The organism is Kitasatospora purpeofusca (assembly GCF_000718025.1).
In the GTDB taxonomy this organism is placed as follows: Bacteria; Actinomycetota; Actinomycetes; order Streptomycetales; family Streptomycetaceae; genus Kitasatospora; species Kitasatospora purpeofusca.
Genome location: NZ_JODS01000016.1, coordinates 39,663 through 59,969 on the forward strand (window position 1 = coordinate 39,663; position 20,307 = coordinate 59,969).

The window sequence follows — 20,307 nt, forward strand, 5'->3', positions numbered from 1 at the left end:
TTCTGAGACCGGGGGTGGTTCTGGTCGGTATCCGTGTAGGGCGAACGGGGTCGACCCGCCCCCAGCCACTCACGGAAGGTCAACTGCGCTGAGAATTCAGCTGATTTGCAGGTGCTGCCTTGAGGACGTCGAGCTCCGCGACGGCATCCTCGTCCGCCATTGGCGCGACAGTGAGCCACCCACGCTGTGTCCTGCCTCCTACGGCCCTGCGAGCCGTGCCCGTCGGCCGACCCCCGCCGACATCAAGAGGCAGGAACTGCGGATTGCCACCCGTGCTCAGCGGCGCAAGCGTCTGCGCGCGGTGTACGAGGCCGCCCGGCTCGCGATGGACCCGCGCGATCTCGATCCGGTGCCGGCCCCGACCGTTCTGCCGAAGTACGAAGGCCGCTGGTACGTGGCCGTCATGCTGCCGGGAACGGGTCCGGCGGACGTATGGCTGCCGGACATGACTCGGGGTGACCAGCGGCGGTACATCGGACGCTACCTTCCCAGTGCCCACGGCCTGCGGTGGAACACTGCGCGGGGCTGCTGGAGCGTCCCTACCCGTCATTTCCGAGAGCTCGCGTCGCACCTGTTGAGGTTCCATCCGACGATCATGCTGGGTCGCGAGTTCAATCCGTACGAGAGGTGCAACGGCTCCTGCCGGCACGCGATCGGGCTGGAATGCCAGTGCTCGTGCCTGGCGAAGTTCCACGGGAAGGGGCGTTGGAAGGCGGGGTGGGTCGAGGTGAGCGAATTCGACACGCTCCACCGGGGCACGTCCTGGCACTGGACGCTATTCTCCGTGAGTGGTGAGGCCCGGCCGCGGTCCCTCCACCGCTGGGCGGGCGGCTGACCGGGGCGCGAGCACAGTATTCCACCGGACTCCTGCGGGCGAGCGCAGGCGGATCGTGCTGAACGATCCGCAACCACTGCAGGACCACGGCTGCTTCATGCCGGAGGAGTACACCCGTTCGCCGTCCCCCGGAGCGTGATGCCGCTGGGCTCGGTCACGAGTCCGAACTCGGCATCGCCGTCCGCTGCGGCGACTGCCTGCCCCTGGCCCGGCGGATCAGCGCGGCCATGCTCCGACTGCGTGCACACCGTGTGCGAGGCGCTCGCCGCGCAGGCGCGGAGGGTCGCCGAGGCCTGGAGCGAAAGCCCCTTCTGAGGGCCACCCGGTCGCGGCGGGCCCGGCCGCCGACCCTCTCCTGGGACCGGGTTCCGGTGATCGTCGCAACCGGCCCCGGGTTTCGTCGAAACTCCTTGAATTCGTGGCTCCGCGGCCGCCCGGAACAGTGCCTTGCGGGGCCCACGAGGGGTCGCGGCAGCCCTGCCGCAGCGGCCCGAACCCGTTTGGCCCGACCGCTCCCGAAGGCCCGTCAGGCGCCCGTGCGCGGCCTCGCCGAACCGCCTCTGACCTGGTGTTTTCCTGGAAATCTCCTAGGCTGTGGGAGCTCTGTCGGACACCTCGGAGGGGACATCATGAGCGAGGGATCGAACCCGTACGACGCCAGCAAGATCGTGGTTCTGGAGGGCCTGGACGCCGTCCGCAAACGGCCCGGGATGTACATCGGATCGGTCGGCGAACGAGGGCTCCACCACCTGGTGTTCGAGGCGGCCGAGTCGGCCTTGAACAAGGTCCTCGACGGCACCGCCGACCGGGTCGGGATCACCCTCACCGCCGACGGCGGCGTCCGCATCACCGACGACGGCGGGCGTCGCCCGGCCGGACACCCGGGCCGCGAGGACAGCCCGACGCTGGACGACCGCTTGACGGTGCTCGGGTGCGGGGTACCGCGCGCCGACCGGCGCTCGCTGGGCGGCGGTTTCGCCGGCGTGGGAATCGCCGTCGTCAACGCCCTGTCGAGCCGTCTGACGGCAGAGGTTCGGCGCGACGGAACCCACCGGACGCTGGAGTACGAGCGGGGCGTGCGGGTAGCGGTGCCCACCCGCACCGGCCCGGCCGACGACAACGGGACCGTGATCACCTTCTGGCCCGACGCCGCGATCTTCGAGACGCTGACGTTCTCGTTCGACACACTGGCCGATCACTTCAGGGAACTGGCCTTCCTGAACCGTGACTTGCACATCACCCTGACCGACGACCGCGACCCCGGGGCGCCCAGGACCGTCCGCTTCGGCTTCCCGGGCGGAGCAAGGGAGTGGATCGCGCAACGCAGCGCCGCGCCCCACCCGGACGTGATCGGCTTCGAGCGCGAGTACGCCGCGATGGAGGGCACCGTGGAGGTCGCCCTGAGCTGGGGCGACTCCGGTGAGGAACGGGTCACCAGCTACGCCAACAGCAGGCCCACCCCCGGCGGCGGCACCCACGAACTCGGCTTCCGGGACGGCCTGGCCGCCGCCCTCACCGCCTACGGCCGGGAGCAGCACCTGCTCACCCCCTCGGACCCCGACCTCACCCCCACTCGGCTCGGCGCGGGCCTGACGGCCGTCGTGTCCGTGAAGCTCGACCGCCCCGAGTTCGAGGGCGCCCTCCGCGACCGACTCGGCAACCCGCCCGTCCGCGCCTGCGTCACCGAGGCCGTCCGGGAACACCTGGCCACCTGGCTCCGCGAAGACCCGGTACGGTCGGCGGCCGTCCTCGCCCGGATCCCGGCGACCGCACGCGACTGACAGCCGCACGTCGGAGGACCGGACCCCAGGCCGGAGTTGCCTTCTGGCCCGGGCTCCCGGACGACGCGGCGCTGCGGACGGCGTGGCCGTCGTCGTGCGCTGCCGACAGCCGCCCGGAGAACTCCGTCGTCGGGGCGGCCGCTGACGGGGCATGATGCGCACCGTGCAGAAGGAAGAGGAGTGTCGGGGGCGGACGCGGTTCACCTTGGTCGAGAGCGGCGGTGGCCGTTCCTGGGGCGCCTGCGCCGAAGCGGACGGCCTGTTCGGCGAGCCGCGGCACGGGACGTACGAGCTGCTCGGCTGGACTCCGGAGGGCAGTGGGCCGCGCGGCTGGGCCGGCCGCAGCGTGTGGCTGGTGCCGGACGACGAGGCACTCGGTCCCTGGCTGCTGGACGACGCCCGGACGCTCGACCACGACCCGGGCGCGGGTGGCTTGCTGGTCACTGGCCTGGACGACCACGAGGGCCCGCCCGAGGGTCACCGGGGCCGCGTCCGCCTCCACGACGGGCGCCGATGGCTGGGGGCCTGCCGCGAATTCACCCGGATCCTGCCGGCCCCGCACCCGGTGGACCGGCTCGTGCTCAGGGGGCTTGCACCGAGCGAGGGGCTCCGCGCGCGCCTCGCCCAGGGCACACGATCCGCGCGGGACCTGGACCACACCGTCCTGGAGATCCGGGACGCTCGCGGAGAACTGCTCACCGACCTGCCGATGAGGGCCAGGATCGCTGCCTGGCACCCGTCCTCCCGCGGCACGGGCCTGATCGACCTGGAACTCGACGGCGACCTCGGCACACCCGTCCCCGCCCACGCACGGCCCGTCTGGGAACAATGGCTCGCCGGACCGCCGGACGCCCCCGGAGGATGGGCCCGCCTCGACACCCGCCACCGGGACGTCTGGCTCGGCCTCGCCCGCGACCGGGCCTGCCGGCGCACCCACCGCGACTGGCCGGCCGGTCGCACCTACGAGCTCGACGGCCGGCACATCACCGACCGCCCCGGCCTCTACCTGGCCCTCGGCGAGGCGGTGAACGGACCGGGCGGCTACTTCGGCGGGTGCCTGGACGCCCTCGTCGACTGCCTGCGCGGAGGCTTCGGCTGTACCACCCCCGCGACCCTCCTCTGGCGGAATGCCGACGTCGCCCGCACACATCTGTCCCACACCCTCGGACCCGCAGGGCAGCCCCGCGACCTGTTCGCCGCCACCCTCGACGTCCTTACCGAGGCAGGGGTGCGGGTCGCGCTCCTGTAGCCGGACGACGGGGCGGCGGACGGCGTAGAGGTAGGCGGGGGATACGGCGGTCATGAGGGTGATGCGTCCGCCGGCCGCCCCCCACTACCGCAGCAGGAAGTCGTGGACCGCCTGCCGGCCGGCCGGGTTCTCGGCCCGGTTCTGCACCGAGTGGGCCGCGCCGGGGACGATCACGATCTGCGGGTTGTGCGCCAACTCGGCCTGCTCGTCCATCAATTCGTACGGCGTGGCGAGGTCCCGGTCGCCGCCGAGCAGCAACACCGGAACGTCCGGCAGTCGTTGATGCTCGGGCGGGGCCGGCGGCACCTGCTCGCGCGGCCAGCGGAGGCAGACCAGCATGCTGCCGAGCCCGGTCGCGGTCTCGGGGTCGTACGGCCAGGTCTGTTCGGCCGTGAGCCGCCTGCGGGTGTGCTCCAACGCCGCCGCGCGGTCCGCGACGGGGGTGTCGGTGGTGCCCCAGGGGAAGCGCGAGTCGGCGCACAGGGCGGCGGAGTGCAGCCCCTGGCTGAGTTCCTCGGCCGGGGCGGCGTCGACCTGCCGGTGGACGAATTCGAAGAATTCCAGGAGCTTTTCGGGCCGCCCGGCGGCGGCCTCGTGCAGGATCTCCGGGACCCCGCCGTAGTCCGGGTCGACGAACTCGTAGCCGGTGAGGGCTGCGAGGATCCGCGCCCCGTTGCCGTAGCGCCGGACGGTGGCGGCGAGGTCGGCGGCGGGGTCGGTGGTGCAGCCGGTGGCCCGGCAGGCGGCGCGCAGCACCCGGGCGGTGGCGGGCAGCGCGGCCAGGTCGAGGGGGTCGAAGCCCTGCCGCGGCACCACCGAGTCGAGCACCAGCCGCGCCACCCGCGTCGGGTGCGCGAGCGCGTACCGCTCGGCGACGAAGCTGCCGTACGAGACCCCGTCCAAGGTCAGGCGCCGGGCGCCGAGGGCGCGGCGCAGCAGGTCGATGTCGGCGACGGTGTCCGCCGTGCTGTAGTGGCGGGCGTCCGGGCCGAGGGCGGCAGCGCAGTCGGCGATCGACTGCCGACGGGGCGCGGCGAGGTCGGAGGACCCCATGTCCTCCTGGAGGCCGGGGCACTGGAGCGCGCCTTGGCCGGTACCGCGCTGGTCGAACATCACCAGGCGGTAGTCCTTGAGGACGGGCTCCAGTTTGCCCGCCATCCGCTCGATCATCGGGACGCCGGGCTGGCCGGGCCCGCCGGTGAGGAACACCAGATCGCCCCTGGGCGCCCTGGTGTTGCCGGTGACGGCCACCCGGAGGCCGAGGGTGCCGGGCGTGGCGCCGCTGTGGTCGAACGGTACGGTGAGGGTCCCGCAGATGAACGCGGGAGCCTGCGGGCAGGGCGCCTGCCCGGTGATCCCGTCCCCGACTCCGGCCGCACCGGCCGCAGCGGCGGACCCGGTCGAAGGGCCGGTCAGGGCGCTCCCGGCGACCACCGCCACGGCGCCCAAAAGGGCGGCGACGCGCCCCCGCATGCTCGTCATACTCGTCCTTCCGATCGTGCCGGGCCCGTGCTGACCCGGCGACGGAAGCAGCCTGCCCCCGAAGCCACGCCGACGCCCCACGCCCGGCCCACGACGCGACCGGCAACCGACCGCCGGAACCCGAACGGCCTCGGAACGCGGGCACGACCGGCAGGACGGTCGTGCCCGGCGGTGTGCCCGGCGGCGCGTTCGGCGGTCGGCCTCGCGGGCGTGGTCCGGCATGCGGGAACACCCCCTCGGAAGCCCTGGAGCCGCTCCGGAATTCAGTGGATCTTCCACCGCGGGCGAGGCACAATCCCCGGAACCGCACTGAGGAGGGGCCTGTTTGGATGTGTTCGTGTGTGCCGGGTGCCGGATCGAGTTGACGGCGCCGGTGTCCCGGGTCGCGCTCCCCGTCCACGCCCACCACGGGGCCTGGGAGGAACTCCATCCTCCGCTGATGGCGCCCGCGACGTACGCCGTCGACCCGCTGCCCGGCGGACCACCCTGGCGGTTGTGGGAGGACGTCGGACCGGAAGAGGCCGCCCGGCAGGGTGTGTACGCGCCGGTGTACTCCGTGTCCTTCGGCGCGCGGAACAGGATCGTCATCGCTCCAGGCGACGCCCGGTCGATGACCCTGATACTCGACAAGTGCGAGGGTTACTGCCGGGGCGTGGACGGCCGGGCCGGCCCCAATCTGGCGTGCGAGGGGTGCGGGCGGGCCGTGGCAACCCGGATGGACGACTGCGGAATGTGGCAGACGGTGTGGCTGGAGCCCGCAGCGGTCGTCCGCAGTCCCTCGGGACTCCCGGCCGGTCCGAAACCCGATTGGGACGACGTGCAGCACCCCGAGCACCGTGTCCCACCGGTCGAACCCGACGGGTCGTGGAGCCGCCGCTGGGAGGCCGCGGTCGGGGTCGCGCTGGCCCACCTCGTGGTCGCCGCCGAGGGCCGCCCGGTGATTCTCCCGGCCGGCCCCGTCGCGGAACTGCTCGGTCATGCCGTCGGCGGCCACCGCCGCGCCGGGGCCGGGCCCGATGCCCGCACCGTGGGGCTGGCGGGTCCGGGAATCCGTGAGATCCGGCCTCGCCCGGATGTGCTTCTCGTCCCGCGCCACCCGCTCACGGGCGAGCCCTGGCGCCCGCCCGACGACGAGGCAGCGGTCGTGGTGCCGCTCGACAGCGGAGTCTGGTCGTACCTCGCGTACCCGGGCGAGACCTCACCGATGCCCGCCACCGGGGTCCTTCCCCCGGGCGTTCTGCGGGACGACTACCCCCTGCCACCGCGCCCCCGGAGCCCGCTGACATCCCACTACCGCGCCTACAACGACACCCTGGTCAGACTGCCGGCCATCCGTACCCCGCAGCTGCGCAGGTACTACGACGCGCGCCGACCGTGAACGCGTGAACGACCGCAACGGGGCTACGCGGCCGGTGCTGGTGGCGGGCGCCGACCGGCGTTCGCCGCCGCTGGACCGTCCGTCCGAGCGCACCCGCTCAGGCGGAGGAGACCGCCTGATCTGCGTTGCCGAACCACCACTCGGCCCCGTTGATGCCTGCGGCCCAGATGTCCATGACCCGCTCGATCGTGGGCACGCCCACCGCGCGGCCGACAGTGACGACGGCGAAGCGGAGATCCGGCGGCGCCTCGGCCAGGCCGGGGAGGTCCACGACCGCGTCTCTGAGCGCCGCGAACGACTCGGAGTTCAAGCGCCCGAGTCCCGCCACCTGGATGCAGCAGTTCTCGCCCTGTCCGACAACCTCGAACCGGCCGTCGTCGGCGACCCGCAGCACATCACCGGCCGCGCATCCGAGGACCAGACCGGGACTTCCGGTCAACTCGACAAGGCCCGACCGCACAGGGCGGGCCGGCAGCACCTCGAACACCGGCTGCCCGGAGCCGATGTGCCCGGCCAGAAGACGTATGTGGGTACCGGTCGGCGGCTGAGGATCGAACGTCATGCGGAGATCGTTCCACAGCCGATCCTGTGGCTCGTGGATGCCCTCCAGTAACTCGTGTCAGCGGACGCCCATTTCATCGGTGTGGTTTCGAGCGCGACTACTCCGGGAGGGAGGGAATCGTGGAGGTGGCTCCGTCGGCAGGTGGCCGTCGGAGCCGATCCCGGCTGCGAGGGCCGGCGCTGTGTTACGTTCCGGGACAGGGGGTCGACATGGACGGGACGTCGAGTGCGGCGCGTGAGGAACTGGACCGGCTGGGCCGGTCGCTGCGCGAGCAGATGGTCGTGCTGATCACCGATCTGACCGTTCGTGTCCACCGTCGCCGACTGGCCTTCGGCGAGCCGAAGGTCGCCGACGGGAGTGATCCGTCCCGCTACCACTGTTCGGCGATGTACCAGGGCAACCGGCCGGCGAGCGCCACCGCTGCCGGAACGGCCTCCCGCGCGGTCTCTCTTCTTCGCGCGGCGGGTTGGGAGGTCACGGTGTCGCAGGAGGACGACGACGGGAGGCTGTGGACGGTGGTGCTCGCCCACCGCGACGGCAGCACCGTCCGGGTCCTGACGAGCGACGACACGCCCGCTGTGGTGTTCCGGGGGCAGACACCGGCCCTGGTGCTGCGCCCGCCGCAGCCGGTCGGGCAGTCGGCGACTGCGCCGGAGCCGCTGCAAGAGCCGGAGCCGGAGCGAACGCCGGAGACCCTCACGCCCGGTTATGTCCTGTGCTACGAGTGCGACGGCGCGGGGCGCTGTCCGGGGTGCGGTGGCCGCGGGTGGGTACTGCGGACGCCCGGTCCGTCCGAGAGCAGGAGCCGGTGCGGCGAATGCGCAGCGAGGAAGTTCTGCCCCATCTGCCGGGGTGCGGGCCAGTTGGCGATCTTCCATCTCTCGACGTACCAACGCGGCTACTACCCGGGGCTGGAGCAGGACTGACAGCGGCACACGTCCCGTCTCGGATCAGCCGCGCAGGGAGGCGATGGCCTTCTCGATGCGCCGTTGGCGTGTCTCCGGCTTCTTCGCGCTCTCGACGGCGCGGACGTGCTCGCGCTTCCGGTTGAACGAGAGGTGGTCGTAGGCGGCGCGCGCGGCCGGGTCGTCGTCCAGGGCCTGGGCGAAGTCCGCAGGCTCGACGACGACGCGCGGCTCGGTGTCGAGCTCAAGCTCGACCTCGACCTCCTCGCCGATCTCGACCTCGGCGGCCTGCCGGTTGGCGTTGCTGAGGCCGAGCAGATGGCGGCCGCGCAGGATGGCGACCCGGCTCCGCCAGGAATGCCCGTTGATGGTGATCGTCACCGGCGGCCGCGCGCCGCCGCCGAGCGCTGCCACCACCTCGGGCGGGACTTCCAGTCCCCGCATGGGCTCGGGCGGTTCGACGAGGGTGTGGAACTTCACGGGACACTCCTTGATGATCGGTGCGGCCGGTGTCGGCCACGACCACAGCTTCGCGCACCGGCGCCGGGCCCACATCCGTACCGACCACGGAGACCACCACGGAGCCGGCCGGGTGGTGCGGGCGTTCCGAAGCTCTCGTCCCGCCGCTTCGGGAGACGCGCTCGACGGTGTTCGTCGAAGGTGTTCAGGGGCGGGCCGACGCTTCGACCTCGTCCGGCTCCGCGTAGAGCTCCGCCAAGCGGGGCAGCCGACGGCTCAGCTCCTCGCCGTCCCCGAAGTCGAAGTCCCAGTCCGGGTCCAGCTCCGGACAGTGGGAGGTGAACGAGTCGTCGGGGAGGTCCGCTCCGGTTGCTGTCCGGTGGGCGTACCAGGCCACGTTCAGGGCAGTCTCGCACTCGATGTCGAGTCCCTCCGCGGCGGAGGTGCGGACTGCGGGGAGTTCGGCGAGTGCGTCGGGATCGGCGATGACGCGCTCGAACGTCCCACGGCCCTGGGTGATCAGCCAGCCGCGGAAGTAGTCGAAGCCGTCGTCGGAGCAGCCGTCGTTGATCACGTAGGCGGCTCCCCACAGGGGCGCTCGGTACGAGGCGGCCATCAGGTCCTGGAGGATCTGTTGAGCGGCGACGATCTCCTGGGGCGGGCGCAGTGCGAGCAGTGCGGTCGCCCGCTCGACGACGGCGTCGCCGTCGTCCGGCGAGGGCACCTGTGAGCGGGCTTCCTCGATCAGCTTCCAGAACCGTTGGGTGTCCATGGCTGGTGAGCATGCCACCGGGCTCCGACACCGCGGTTCGGCGGACGGTCGGCGGAGGGCGTGGCGTGGGCGGGCTTTCCTCCGCATCGAGGCCGAAGGCGGTCACCGCGTCCACCCGCCGGGGCCGGGGCGCAGCGTCATGAAGCCGTCGAGGGGCTCGAAGCCGAGGGTGCGGTACAGGCGTGCTCCGGCGGCGGTGGCCCGTAGTTCGACGGATCCGCAGCCGCGGTCCTTGAGGGCTTCGACGAGGGCGGTGGTGACAGCACGGCCGTGTTCGCGCCGCTGGTGGGCGGGGTCGGTGGCCACGGTGTGGATGCGGCCCCACAGGCCGGTGGGGAACACGGGGCCGAGGTAGCCGTGGTAGACGATGCCGATGGCGCACGCGGCGAGGCCGTCGGGGGTGGGCACGACGTAGCAGAGCAGGTTCGGGTCGGTGCCCAGGCGCTCCCGCATGTCGTCGCGGAAGGTGGTGCGCCATTCGTCGGTGAGCGGGCCGCCGTCCAGGACGGCGACGCGCAGGCGCAGCAGTTCGTCGGCGTCCTCGGGGACGGCGGGCCGGGTGGCGGTGCTGGGGTTCATCGGCGGGTCCTCTCCGGTGCGAGGCGGGTGGTCGGCGGGAGGTGGCGGCCGGGCAACTCAGGCCCCGACCAGGGCGCGCGGGTCTGCCGGGCTGTCCCAGCCGTAGGTGGAGAACCCCCGTCCGCCACCGGCGAGGTAGGTGGTGAGGGCGGCGTGCGAGGTGGGGAACATCGGGGTGGGCAGCGTTTTGGCGTCCACCCAGAGGACGGCGAGGTGCTTGTCGGGCTCGGTGTTCGTCAGTTCGCCGCTCCAGGACGTCGTGGCGAACACGGAGAGCAGGAAGGGACCCTTGCCGTCCCACCCGGCCCTGACCTGGACGGTGTGGACCAGCCGCAGCTCCTCGCGGCCGACGACCAGGCCCGTCTCCTCGTGCAGTTCGCGGGCGGCGGCTTCGTCCAGCCGCTCGCCCTCCTCGACCTTGCCGCCCGGGATCGTCCAAGCGGGCACCGTGGACCAGGTGTCGTTGGCGTAGTGGATGCAGGCGACCTTGTCCGCCTCCTCGTCGTGGACGATGACGCACACGGCCTGCCGCAGGGACTGCATGGGGGACTCCAACCGGTAGTGGGGAAAGGGGTGTTCACGTGAGTCGACGTCGACGGGGACCTCGGGGGCGCTCATCCGGCCCACCCGACGGTGGACAGGGTGCTGCCGCGGACGATCCCGGCGAGCGCGTGGGCGGTGTAGGGCACAGTGTCCTCCGGCAGTCCGTCCAGCCGCCACCAGCGGAGCTCGCTGCACTTGTGCGGCTCGGCGTTCCGGAGCCGGCCTTCGTACCGGGTGGGGCGGAAGAACAGCTGGAGGCGGCTGCGGCCGTCGTCGGCATCGAGGAGGTGCAGGGTGTGGACGAGCAGGAGGTCCTCCTCGGCGACGGTGATGCCGAGTTCCTCCTCGGCCTCGCGGGTCATGGAGCGGGTCACCGGTTCGCCGCGTTCCATGTGCCCGGCCGGCAGGTGCCACATCCCGGCGGCGTACCGGGTGTTGCTGCGCCGGCCGAGCAGCACGCGGTCGGCCTCGGTCAGCACGAGGTGGACGCCGACGACCAGTGTGAGCGGATCCGATGCGGAAGCCGGGGGCGTGGCGGGGCGGGTGTCCTCGGGGTTCATACGGTCCTCCCGGAGGTCGGGCCGGCAGTGGTGACGAGGAGCGGCAGGTAGTGCCACAGGTAGGGCGGGACTTTGAGCTGCGGCACCTTGTCGAGGGGGACCATGCGCACGGCCAGGCCCTCGTCGCCGAGGCGCGGTTCCGTCCCGGGGTCGGTACGGACAGCGTGCAGGACGCGGGTGAGCGGGAGGCCGAGGCCGTGGTGGGGGTCGGGGAGGAGCCGCAGGTCGGTGATCTCGATGCCGGCCTCCTCGCGGACCTCGCGCACCGCGCTCTCCCGGGCGCTCTCGTCGCCCTCGCGCCAGCCGCCGATCGGCGTCCAGTAGCCGGGCCAGGGCATGCCCGGTCGGTCCTCGCGCAGGTGCATCAACAGTCGACCCTCGGAGTCGGTGACGAAGACCAGGACGCCCTCAAAGTCGTCGCCCTCGGGGGCTGGTCGCTCGAGGTGGAGCGGCACGCCGGAGCGGTGGGCGCGCAGCACCTGCCGGAGCCGGTGGTAGTGGTCCGGCTCCAAGTGCGACCGCCAGTCGTGGGCCGTCTCGAACCGGAACTCGGTGTGCTCGGCGGGGTCGAGGCGGATCCGCGCCTGCTGGTCGGGGGTGAGGACGCCGCCGTCGAAGACGTATCCGCAGACCGGCACGGGGTACCGCGTACCGGCCTGCTCGTGGATGACGGCGACCAGGCGCCGGCGGGCGATCACCTCGGGATTCTCGGCGGCGAGATCGAGCCCGGTCTGCTCCTCCGCCTCGATCAGCGCGGTGGCGAACGGTGTCCGGCCGTTCTCGACGTCGCCGCCGGGGAGGTCCCACACGGCCGGGTCGGTGGTCGAGCGCAATGCGAGGACGCGGCCCCGAGGATCGGTGATCAGGAGGCTGCCGTAGGTGGTGGGCCGGGCGACGGTGGTGAGGTGGGCGCCGATCGGCCGCCAGCCGGGGACGCCCAGCTGCCGGCCGAGCCACTCGATCACCGTTCGTCGGCCGTCGCCGGTCGGTGGCAGGGCGTCGGCAGCCGCCCACCGGTGGTCGTCGTGGTCGTGGGAGAGCGTGATGGGGGTGCCGTCCGGCACGACGCCGGTGAAGACGAACTGGCGGACGCGACAGCCGTGCTGGTCGGTGAAGTCCAGGTGCCGGGCGTACTGCAGGGGCAAACCGGTGAGCCCGGTCCCCTCGGCCAGCTCACGGGCCGCGCCGGCAGGCACCGTCTCGCCCTCCTCCCGGCCGCCGCCCGGGTACTCCCAGAGGGTCGGTCGGACGGTGTGCGGGGCCCGGCGGATCATCAGGATCCGGTCCGATGCGTCGCGGACCACGATGCCGACGTCGATGCGTTCGACGCCTTCGCCGGCGGCGAGTTCGGTGAGTACCTCGAAGTCGATCAATGAAGGGGCTCCTCGGTGTCGGGCGGCCGTGGCCGTGGCCGTGGTGGGTCGGTCGGTCAGGAGGCTCGGTGGGGTTCGGGCGAAGACCTTCGTCAACGGGTGGTGTTCGAGCGCACCGTGCCGGGCATCGGCGTGGTGCGCGGCAAGTGTGCTTTGACGTAGTGAAGTTGGATGTCCTCGAGTTGTCGCTGGCGGCTGATGATGGTGCTGTTCGATTCTGACGTTCAAGCGGTTTTCCGCCGGGCGAGCCCGGGTCGAACAGGGACTTTTCGATCACCCCGGCGCGGGCTCCGGGGCCTCCTCCACGCGACCGGGGAGAGCGTCCGGCAGGGGCGGAGCCCAGTACCCGGGCGGCGACAACCCGTTCGAGTACCGCCGCTCCGGCCGGGGCCGAGGCGACCGTGGACGCCTCGAGGGTGAGCGGCCGCGGAGCGCGGAGCCATCGCCGAAATCACCCGTTCGGCTGGTCGACAGTGCGGGGAGGTTTCGGCCAACGGGCGCGTCCGTCGGGTGACGAGACCCGGCTGGTGGCGACCGAGCCGGCGCTTCGGCGCAAGCCGGTCGGTGACCTGACTGCCGAGGACCTGCGGCTGCTGATCGGCCAGGGCGAGGGCCTCGTCCACCTCCTGCCCCTGGCGGTCGACATCCTGCGGGGCAACCCGCTTGCGGAGGGTGACCTGTACGAGGGGGACCTCTTGGCCGCCGTGCTCAGCAGGAGTGCGGAGGTCTGGCCCAGGATCCCCGGGCTCGGGCAAGAGGTGCGGTCGATCGTACTGGAGTGGACCGACGTGCCGTGGCCCCTGGCTCCCCGGATCGAGGACTTCCTGGCCCGGTGGCCCGGCGACGGCCGGAGCGGGCACGGCGTGCCGCCGCCCCTGGAGCCGTGACGCGAGGGGAGCCGCGCGGTGCGTGAGGCCCGCACCGGCATGGGTGACCGCCCGGTCCCCGTGCCCCGGCTCCACGAGGCCGGGGCACGGACGAGGTTCCACCCCTGCTGTCGGCCGGGTCACCGCCGGTGCGACAGCCTCAGCAGGGCTTTGCTGCGGACATCCGGGTCCGAGCAGCGAGGCTCGGCCCCGCTCAGCGGAGGCCGGCGAGTGCCGTTCGGGCGAGCGGTGCCTGGAGGGGATTGAAGGCGGGGTCGGTGGTGAGGGCTTCGCTGAGGTGGGTGCGGGCGTCGTCGGTGCGGCCGAGGGCGAGTTCGATAGTGCCGAGGTGGTAGAGGAAGAGGGCGTTGTGCCAGCCGTGGGCCTGGGCCCGCCGGGCGAGGTCGAGGGCCTCGGCGTCGGCGCCGGTTCGGTGCAGGGCCCAGGCGAGGGCGTCGGCGACGAGGACGTTCTGCCGGCGGTCCCATTCGGCCCGAAGCAGGCGGACGGCTTCGGCCGGGTCGCCGTGGTCGGCCTGGAACTGGCCGAGGGTGAGGTCGTCGACGACGCCGTTGGCGGCGGCGAGCCGCTGTTCGGCGGCCAGCAGCCGGTACTGCTCCTGGGCCTGTTCGGGGTGACCGAGGGATTCCTGGAGCTCGCCGAGTTCGAGGAGGTACTGGGAGAGCGGGACGCGGGCGACGGCCGCTGCGTAGTCGCGCAGGGCGTCGTCGGTGCGGCCGAGGGCGGCTTCGGCGCGGGCCTGGCCGGCGAGGGCGGGGGTGTGGTCGGGGTCGGTGCGCAGGGCCTGCCGGTAGCCGGTGAGGGCGTCGTCGGCGCGGCCGGAGTTCCTGTCGAGTTCGGCGATCTGGTAGTGGCAGAAGGCCTTGCCGGCCGGGTCGTAGGCGCCGTCGAGGGCCTGCCGGAGCGCGGCCCGGGCGTCGTCGGTGCGGCCGTGCTGTTCGAGGTCGTAGGCGGCGCGGGTGAAGGAGGCGGTGCCCGGGCGGCGGTCCAGGAGTTGCTGGACGGCCTCGGTGGCGCCCGTGTCGTCGCCGAGCTGGGTGCGGGCGTCGGCGAGGACGGCGTAGGCGGGCCAGTGCGCGGGGGAGGCGGTGACGGCCTGCTCGGCGAACTCGCGGGCCCGGTCGAAGAGGTGGCGGGCGTTGGCGAGGGCGCCGAGGCCGGTGAGGGCGTCGGCGTTCGCCTGCGGGGCCAGGGCGAGGGAGCGGTGCAGCGCCTCGTCGGCCTTGGGGTAGTAGGCCGGGTCGGCGGTGAGGCGGGCCTGTTCGACGTACTCGGCACCCAGGCGTGCCCACAGGGCCGCGTCGGTGGGCAGTTGCCGCAGGCGCTGCTGGTCGGCGGTGATCGCGTGGCTCAGTGAACTGTCGTGGGCGGAACGGCTGTCCGGAGGCCCGGCGGTGTCCGCGGCCGGGCGGGTGGCGCCGGGCCCGGTGCGGTCGAGTGCCCCGAACGCGGCCAGGCCGCCGCACAGGGCGATGGTGGTGAGCAGCAGGGGCAGGCGGCGCATGGGGGCCCTTCGGCGGGTTCTTCGGCGGGTTCTTCGGCGGTGCGGCGGGTGGGGGCCGTGCGGGTGGCCGACGGTGGCGCCGGCCACCCGCACGGCGGGGTGGGTCAGTGGGCCTGGTTGACGGCCTTGTCGTACGGCAGCGCGATGTAGGGGAAGGCGGTGCCGAAGGGCTTGTCGGCGGTGTTGACCTTGTCGCCGGCGGCGAGGGCGCCGATCAGGTGGCCCGGGGTGGCGCCCTCCATGACCTGGAGGGCGATGTCGACGACGTCGTCGGTGAGGCGGCGGCCGTTGGGGAAGCCCTGGAAGTCGCCGTTGAGGACGCCGAGCCGGTCGGGCTTGGCGGTGACCGGGGTGGACATGTTCAGCCGCAGCTCTTCGGCGGGCACGAAGTTCTTCGGGTCGATGTCCTGGTTCATCAGCTGGGAGTTGAGGTCGACGGCGAGGGGGCCGTTGGCGGCCTTGGCGATCCCGGTCAGGAAGATCTCCTGGAGGTCGGTGCGCGGGGTGGCCGGGGCCGGGAGGCCGTAGATGGCCTGGATCAGCTGCGGCACCTCGGGGTTGAGGACCTTGGCGACCACGGCGGGCTGGTTGTGGTCCTCGGACGGCGGCAGGGAGTTGAAGGCGTCCTTCAGTCCGGCGGGCAGGACGACCTCGTTGACGAGCGGGTTGCCGAGGCGGGAGACCTGGACGAACTTGCCGGTCGGTTCGGCCTTCCCGGGGCTGAGCTTGAGGGTCTGCTTCTCGGTGCTGGACCACACCCCGATGACGGGGTTGCGGCCGGAGTCGCCCTTGAAGGCGAGGCGGCTCTTGGGCACCTGGATGGACAGGGAGTTGACGTTGTACCCGGCGAGGGTGTTCTGGCCGACCTCGGAGAGGTTGGCGCCGTAGAGGAGGTCGAAGACCCGCAGGTCCAGGAAGAACGGATCGGCCGCCTGGGTGGCCACCGTCTGCCCGCCGCCCGGCAGTTGGACGGTCGCCTGCTGCCGCAGCTGCCCGTACTTCGGCATCGACGCGCGGCCGGTGTCGGACGGCGCCGCGGTGCCGTGCTCGACCAGGGTGACCGGGTCGCAGCCGGGGCGCAGCTCCTGGAGCGTGTAGTACTGGCGGAACAGCAGGGTGGGGTCGGTGAGGTTGTTCACCACGCCGTTGTTGTAGAGGAAGGTGTTGGTGCCGCGCCGGTCCTCGGTGTGGAAGGTCCAGCGGTAGGTGAGGTCGGGCTTGCCGGTGCCCTGGGAGTCGATGTTGATGTCGTAGTGCGCGCCGTCGGCCCAGGGGTAGAAGTTGGGGCCGCCGTTGGGCTCCTGGAACGGCAGCCAGTTGGCGACCAGGGTGACGGTGTCCGGCTTGTCGGGGCTGGTGAAGGCGTAGACGTCGGTGTTGTCGACCTGCGGGTCGGCGGCGATCAGCGGCGCCTCGCGGTGGCTGGAGGCGGTGCTGACACCGGCGCCGGACCCGAGGACCGCGGTGCCGGCGAGCGCGAGGCCCATGGCGGTGAGGATCGCCGCGGTGCGGGCGACGGAGCTTCTACGGGCAGGGCGGAGCGTGACGTTCATGCGGGTGGGGTGCTCGCTTCCGTGAGGGGGCGGTGGCCGCTCCGGGCCGAACGCGGCGGCGGAGCGGCGGGATTCGGCTGGACAGCCGCACTCGGCACTGTGGACCGGATCCCGTCAGGGCTTCGTCAGCGGTGCAGGCGTGGTTCGGTCGCCTCACCCCGATGGGTCAGCGATGTCACTCGCGCAGGTGCAGACGCCCCTGACCTGCCGCTTTTGGTGCGAACAGGCAGTAGTTGCAAGCCATATGCAAGAGGGAGTCGTGGCGCAGGTTGCACCGCAATTGTGCGGTGAGGATCGAATGTTCGAGCGATGGGAACCCGTGTCCGGGAGCGGTGCTCCGTGCGAGTGGTCCCCGTGGACGGCCCGGAACGGTGACCACTCCGAGCTGCCCGGCAGCCCCGAAGGTGATGTGGGCCCCCTCGGCCCCTTCCCTCTTCCTCTCTTCCTGCCGGGCCGGGCTTCGCCACGGCAGCCGGCCCCTTCCCCGGAGGCCCAGCGTGGCGGTCCCACGATTTCTCGCCCGGACAGGTGCGGCGGTGTCAGGCGCCCTCTGCCTGCTCACCCTTGCGGCGCCCGCCGCCGGCGCCCACCCACTGGGGAACTTCTCCCTCAACCACTACCTCGGCCTCACCGTCCATGCCGACGACATCGAGGTCCTCGCCGTCACCGACGCCGCCGAGATTCCCACCCTCCAGGAGCAACCGAAGGTCGACCGCAACGGCGACGGCACCGTCGACGACGCCGAGCGCACCGCCTGGGCGTCCGAGCAGTGCGACCGGAGCGCACGGGACCTCCGGGTGACGACCGACCGGGCGACCGCGGCGCTCACCTGGCGAACGGACTCCGCGCGGTTCCAGTACGAGGAGGGCTCCGCAGGGCTGCGCACCAGCCGCCTGGAGTGCCTGCTGCGCGCCGAACTGCGCCTCCCGGCCGACGGAACCACCGTGCGCGTCGCCGGCGGCAGCGACCCGGGCCGGGTCGGATGGAACGAGATCACCGTCCGGGGCGACGGGGCGACGGTCCAGGACGCCGACGTCCCGAGCAGTTCGGTCTCCAAGGAACTGCGGGACTACCCCCGCGACCTGCTCGACAGCCCCAGCGGCGTCACCCACGCCCAGTTCCGTGCGCTCCCCGGCGGCAGTTCGTCACCCGCCCAGGGGGCAGCCGTGACGGCGGAGGGCACCGGGCCCACGGCCTGGCTCAGCAGTCTCGACGCCCGCCTCACCGAACTCGGCGCCGCCCAACGCCTCACCGTCCCCCTCGGTCTGCTCGCCGTCCTGCTGTCGATCGTCCTGGGCGCGGGGCACGCGCTGCTGCCCGGACACGGCAAGACCGTGATGGCCGCCTACCTCGCGGGCCGCCGGGGCAGCACCCGCGACGCCGTCACCGTCGGCGCGACAGTCACGGCCACCCACACCGCCGGCGTCCTCGTCATCGGCCTGTGCCTGACCGCGTTCTCCTCGCTGGCCGGCGATGTGCTGCTCGGCTGGCTGGGCGTACTCAGCGGCGCCCTGGTCGCCGCCGTCGGCGCCGGCCTGCTGCGCGACGCGCTCCGGCGATCGCGCAGCAGTGCCCGGGTGCACGAGCACCACCGGCACTCCCACGAGGACGCGGACATCGAACCCCGAAGGGAACTCGCGCACGTGTCCGCGTCACCCGCACCGACCGAGCACCACGCGCATCATGAGCACCCGCACCCGCACGCACACGCCGCGCACACCCATGCACACGCCGCCCATTCGCACGACCACGGGCACAGTCACCCGCACGACCACGACCACGAGCACGATCACGGCCACGGCCACGGCCACGACCACTCGCACGATCACGACCACAGCCACGACCAGTCGCACGGCCACGGCCACCGACACGGCTTGTTCGGAGGCGGCCACCATCACCACCACGACCCCGCGGCACCCGGCCGCCGCACCCTCATCGGCCTGGGCATCGCCGGCGGCCTGGTCCCCAGCCCGTCCGCCCTCGTGGTCCTGCTGGGCGCCGTCGCCCTCGGCCGGACCCTCTTCGGCGCGGCCCTGGTGCTCGCCTACGGCCTGGGCATGGCCGCCACCCTCACCGCCGTCGGCCTGCTCCTGGTCCGCCTCGGCGACCGGCTCGCGGGCGTGGCGGACGGCCCCCTCGTGGGTCGGCTGCGCCGGATCGCCCCGTACAGCGCCCTGCTGACCGCCCTGCTCATCCTGACCGTGGGGGTGGGGCTGGTCGTCCGCAGCTTCCCCTCGACCCTGTGAACACCCGTCCCCACCGGAGGCCGACCACCGTGACCACCCGCCGCGCGCACCTGCTGTGCCTGATCCTCCTCGCCGCTGCGCCGCTGACGGCGTGCGGAGCCGAGCCGAACGGGAGCTTCGACGCACAGCCCGGCACGCCGTCCCCGTCCTGCATCCAGCACCAGAGCCAGGACCCCGGCACCAAGTACACGGGACGGGAGAACTCCGACCCCCGGGCGGTGCTGGAGATGATGCGCTTCTACACGGCCAACGGGACCAGAACGTACTGCGACGGCCGTCCGCCGACCGACACCGACCGCCGGTGGACCGAGCTGTACGCCGAACTCGGCGGCGACACGAGCCGTGTGTCACCCCCGCAGTAGGACCTGACACGCCACCCGCCCCCGCCGCCCGGTGACCGGACCCGCTCCGCGGACGCCCGCGCCGATGTCGACGCCCCAGCGGCCGCCTGGGGCATCGACGGCCGCTGACCTGCTGGAACGATGTCAGAATGCCGGGACGCACTCATGAGGCGTGTGACGGCAGGACGAGAGGACAGGCGTGGCCCGTACGACACCCGAGCGGCCGGTGGACGTGGAGGGCCTCTTCCCGGAACTGGCCCGGTACCGGCGGACCGCCACTCGCCTGCACCCCAGGCCCGGGGTCCCCGGCGTGCGGGACAGTTCCGTGGGCGGGCCGATGCTCTGGCCGGCCGACGAGCCGTGGCCGGTGTGTACGCACCCGCACAAGCGGAGCTCGGGCGAGCGGGTGGAGAACGTCCGGCTCAAGCGTCGGATCCGGGCGGAGGCCTGGCGGCGCACCCCGGAGCCGGGAGTCGGGCCCGGACTGACGGACGCCGAACGGGAGGTCCTGGCCTCGCTGAAGCGCGGGCGCCACGCCCCGTGGCTGGCGAACACCGACCCGATCCCCCTTCTGGCAGTCGCCCAGCTCTACCGGAAGGACGTGCCCGACCTGTTCGGCGGGCCGGTCGACTGCGACGTGCTCCAGGTGTTCTGGTGCCCCTTCAACGCCCACGGGACCGGCCACCAGTTGGCGCTGGACCTGCGCTGGCGCCGTTCCGCCGACGTCCGTGAGGTACTGGCCGAGCAGCCGGAGCCGGTGGTGGTCGGTGCTCCGGGGTACGTGCTCGACCCCTGTGTCCTGCACCCGGAGCAGGTGGTGGAGCACCAGTACATCGATCTGCTTCCCGACCGTCTGCGCCGGCGCATAGAGAAGTGGGAGGTACCCGAGGACGAGCGCGAGCCGGACGACGTCGGTTACCGGAGCGACCTCTCGATCGCCCCGGGCTGGAAGGTCGGCGGATTCGCCTCCTGGCACGTGACGGATCCGGCACCCATGGACTGCGAATGCGGACAGCCCATGGAACCTCTCCTCACCATCGCCAGCTACGAGTGCGACAGCTTCAGCAGCAGCTGGGTCCCGGTGGAGGACCGGGCGACGCTGGAGGGAGCGATCGGGGCGACGTCCGTCCTCGTGAGCCGTGACGGGATCCTGTACGTCTTCGTGTGCCCCCGGAATCCCGGCCACCCCCACCGGCTCAGCCTTCAGTGACACAACACGGCACGAACCCCTGACACGTTGCCATCCCGTGCCCCGACCGGATCTTCCGGTCGGGGCACGGGGCGTTCTGCGCCCGTGC

19 protein-coding genes are annotated in these 20,307 nt (G+C 72.6%); 9 read left to right on the forward strand and 10 right to left on the reverse strand.

Annotated elements, in window-relative coordinates; genetic code table 11:
- Nucleotides 1–301: 301 nt before the first annotated feature.
- The 3 genes from IF01_RS49025 to IF01_RS0122465 all read left to right on the forward strand — a co-directional run bounded on the left by IF01_RS49025 (nt 302) and on the right by IF01_RS0122465 (nt 3,865).
- On the forward strand, nt 302–835 hold the full coding sequence (locus IF01_RS49025) for a hypothetical protein (RefSeq protein WP_167349766.1): 534 nt from the start codon (nt 302–304) through the stop codon (nt 833–835).
- Between the two features lie 629 nt (nt 836–1,464).
- Nucleotides 1,465–2,616, forward strand: coding sequence for a DNA topoisomerase subunit B (locus IF01_RS0122460; protein WP_037780737.1), 1,152 nt, complete (start codon nt 1,465–1,467; stop codon nt 2,614–2,616).
- 151 nt (nt 2,617–2,767) lie between these two features.
- Nucleotides 2,768–3,865, forward strand: a complete 1,098-nt coding sequence (locus IF01_RS0122465; RefSeq protein ID WP_030395294.1) for a barstar family protein — start codon at nt 2,768–2,770, stop codon at nt 3,863–3,865.
- 84 nt (nt 3,866–3,949) lie between these two features.
- Here the strand turns inward: IF01_RS0122465 and IF01_RS0122470 are convergent, their stop codons facing one another.
- A complete protein-coding gene (locus tag IF01_RS0122470; RefSeq protein ID WP_208624344.1) occupies nt 3,950–5,347 on the reverse strand; it encodes an alpha/beta fold hydrolase in 1,398 nt (465 codons plus the stop codon).
- A gap of 439 nt (nt 5,348–5,786) precedes the next feature.
- Between IF01_RS0122470 and IF01_RS0122475 the strand changes: the two genes are divergently transcribed.
- Nucleotides 5,787–6,725, forward strand: coding sequence for a hypothetical protein (locus IF01_RS0122475; RefSeq protein WP_375340993.1), 939 nt, complete (start codon nt 5,787–5,789; stop codon nt 6,723–6,725).
- Nucleotides 6,726–6,822: 97 nt separating this feature from the next.
- Here IF01_RS0122475 and IF01_RS44180 read toward each other — a convergent pair whose 3' ends face one another.
- The gene (locus IF01_RS44180; protein ID WP_051755930.1) at nt 6,823–7,287 is read right to left on the reverse strand and encodes a DUF4265 domain-containing protein; all 465 of its coding nucleotides are present in this window, start codon (nt 7,285–7,287) and stop codon (nt 6,823–6,825) included.
- A gap of 209 nt (nt 7,288–7,496) precedes the next feature.
- On the opposite strand from IF01_RS44180, the gene IF01_RS44185 reads away from it, so the two are divergent.
- Nucleotides 7,497–8,213 (forward strand): hypothetical protein, encoded by a 717-nt coding sequence (locus IF01_RS44185; RefSeq protein WP_051755933.1) that lies wholly within the window; start codon nt 7,497–7,499, stop codon nt 8,211–8,213.
- Between the two features lie 24 nt (nt 8,214–8,237).
- Here the strand turns inward: IF01_RS44185 and IF01_RS0122490 are convergent, their stop codons facing one another.
- The 6 genes from IF01_RS0122490 to IF01_RS44190 all read right to left on the reverse strand — a co-directional run bounded on the left by IF01_RS0122490 (nt 8,238) and on the right by IF01_RS44190 (nt 12,478).
- Nucleotides 8,238–8,672: a YdeI/OmpD-associated family protein gene (locus IF01_RS0122490; RefSeq protein ID WP_030395299.1), complete on the reverse strand. Its 435-nt coding sequence runs from the start codon at nt 8,670–8,672 to the stop codon at nt 8,238–8,240.
- A gap of 184 nt (nt 8,673–8,856) precedes the next feature.
- Nucleotides 8,857–9,423 carry a DUF4240 domain-containing protein gene (locus IF01_RS0122495; RefSeq protein WP_030395300.1) on the reverse strand — a complete coding sequence of 189 codons (567 nt, stop codon included), beginning with the start codon at nt 9,421–9,423 and terminating at the stop codon, nt 8,857–8,859.
- Nucleotides 9,424–9,525: 102 nt separating this feature from the next.
- The gene (locus IF01_RS0122500; protein WP_051755935.1) at nt 9,526–10,002 is read right to left on the reverse strand and encodes a GNAT family N-acetyltransferase; all 477 of its coding nucleotides are present in this window, start codon (nt 10,000–10,002) and stop codon (nt 9,526–9,528) included.
- Nucleotides 10,003–10,059: 57 nt separating this feature from the next.
- Nucleotides 10,060–10,620 (reverse strand): NUDIX domain-containing protein, encoded by a 561-nt coding sequence (locus tag IF01_RS0122505; protein WP_078880213.1) that lies wholly within the window; start codon nt 10,618–10,620, stop codon nt 10,060–10,062.
- Nucleotides 10,617–11,105 (reverse strand): NUDIX hydrolase, encoded by a 489-nt coding sequence (locus IF01_RS0122510; protein ID WP_078880199.1) that lies wholly within the window; start codon nt 11,103–11,105, stop codon nt 10,617–10,619. Before IF01_RS0122510 ends, IF01_RS0122505 begins: the two co-directional genes overlap by 4 nt.
- Nucleotides 11,102–12,478, reverse strand: a complete 1,377-nt coding sequence (locus tag IF01_RS44190) for an NUDIX domain-containing protein (protein WP_051755937.1) — start codon at nt 12,476–12,478, stop codon at nt 11,102–11,104. The genes IF01_RS0122510 and IF01_RS44190 overlap by 4 nt, the downstream gene beginning before the upstream one ends.
- Nucleotides 12,479–12,951: 473 nt before the next feature.
- Here IF01_RS44190 and IF01_RS0122520 point away from each other — a divergent pair, with 473 nt between their 5' ends.
- A complete protein-coding gene (locus tag IF01_RS0122520) occupies nt 12,952–13,365 on the forward strand; it encodes a contact-dependent growth inhibition system immunity protein (protein WP_051755940.1) in 414 nt (137 codons plus the stop codon).
- Nucleotides 13,366–13,558: 193 nt separating this feature from the next.
- Here IF01_RS0122520 and IF01_RS0122525 read toward each other — a convergent pair whose 3' ends face one another.
- Both IF01_RS0122525 and IF01_RS0122530 read right to left on the reverse strand, forming a co-directional pair.
- The gene (locus IF01_RS0122525; protein ID WP_030395306.1) at nt 13,559–14,869 is read right to left on the reverse strand and encodes a tetratricopeptide repeat protein; all 1,311 of its coding nucleotides are present in this window, start codon (nt 14,867–14,869) and stop codon (nt 13,559–13,561) included.
- Nucleotides 14,870–14,973: 104 nt separating this feature from the next.
- Entirely contained in the window at nt 14,974–16,422 is a 1,449-nt protein-coding gene (locus IF01_RS0122530; protein WP_030395307.1) for a DUF4331 domain-containing protein, read from the reverse strand.
- A 536-nt stretch (nt 16,423–16,958) separates the two neighbouring features.
- On the opposite strand from IF01_RS0122530, the gene IF01_RS0122535 reads away from it, so the two are divergent.
- The 3 genes from IF01_RS0122535 (at nt 16,959) to IF01_RS0122545 (ending at nt 20,219) form a co-directional block, all read left to right on the forward strand.
- Nucleotides 16,959–18,668, forward strand: coding sequence for a nickel/cobalt transporter (locus IF01_RS0122535; RefSeq protein ID WP_051755942.1), 1,710 nt, complete (start codon nt 16,959–16,961; stop codon nt 18,666–18,668).
- A gap of 29 nt (nt 18,669–18,697) precedes the next feature.
- Nucleotides 18,698–19,030 carry a hypothetical protein gene (locus IF01_RS44195; RefSeq protein WP_051755945.1) on the forward strand — a complete coding sequence of 111 codons (333 nt, stop codon included), beginning with the start codon at nt 18,698–18,700 and terminating at the stop codon, nt 19,028–19,030.
- 178 nt (nt 19,031–19,208) lie between these two features.
- Nucleotides 19,209–20,219 (forward strand): hypothetical protein, encoded by a 1,011-nt coding sequence (locus tag IF01_RS0122545; RefSeq protein ID WP_030395310.1) that lies wholly within the window; start codon nt 19,209–19,211, stop codon nt 20,217–20,219.
- Nucleotides 20,220–20,307 lie beyond the last annotated feature (88 nt).

What these genes read in the sequence shown, in the direction of transcription:
- IF01_RS0122460 (WP_037780737.1), top strand. Translation starts at nt 1,465, where the DNA reads ATGAGCGAGGGATCGAACCCGTACGACGCCAGCAAGATCGTGGTTCTG.
- IF01_RS0122465 (WP_030395294.1), top strand. Translation starts at nt 2,768, where the DNA reads ATGATGCGCACCGTGCAGAAGGAAGAGGAGTGTCGGGGGCGGACGCGG.
- IF01_RS0122470 (WP_208624344.1), bottom strand. Translation starts at nt 5,347, where the DNA reads ATGACGAGCATGCGGGGGCGCGTCGCCGCCCTTTTGGGCGCCGTGGCG.
- IF01_RS0122475 (WP_375340993.1), top strand. Translation starts at nt 5,787, where the DNA reads ATGGCGCCCGCGACGTACGCCGTCGACCCGCTGCCCGGCGGACCACCC.
- IF01_RS44180 (WP_051755930.1), bottom strand. Translation starts at nt 7,287, where the DNA reads ATGACGTTCGATCCTCAGCCGCCGACCGGTACCCACATACGTCTTCTG.
- IF01_RS44185 (WP_051755933.1), top strand. Translation starts at nt 7,497, where the DNA reads ATGGACGGGACGTCGAGTGCGGCGCGTGAGGAACTGGACCGGCTGGGC.
- IF01_RS0122495 (WP_030395300.1), bottom strand. Translation starts at nt 9,423, where the DNA reads ATGGACACCCAACGGTTCTGGAAGCTGATCGAGGAAGCCCGCTCACAG.
- IF01_RS0122500 (WP_051755935.1), bottom strand. Translation starts at nt 10,002, where the DNA reads ATGAACCCCAGCACCGCCACCCGGCCCGCCGTCCCCGAGGACGCCGAC.
- IF01_RS0122505 (WP_078880213.1), bottom strand. Translation starts at nt 10,620, where the DNA reads ATGAGCGCCCCCGAGGTCCCCGTCGACGTCGACTCACGTGAACACCCC.
- IF01_RS0122510 (WP_078880199.1), bottom strand. Translation starts at nt 11,105, where the DNA reads ATGAACCCCGAGGACACCCGCCCCGCCACGCCCCCGGCTTCCGCATCG.
- IF01_RS0122525 (WP_030395306.1), bottom strand. Translation starts at nt 14,869, where the DNA reads ATGCGCCGCCTGCCCCTGCTGCTCACCACCATCGCCCTGTGCGGCGGC.
- IF01_RS0122530 (WP_030395307.1), bottom strand. Translation starts at nt 16,422, where the DNA reads ATGAACGTCACGCTCCGCCCTGCCCGTAGAAGCTCCGTCGCCCGCACC.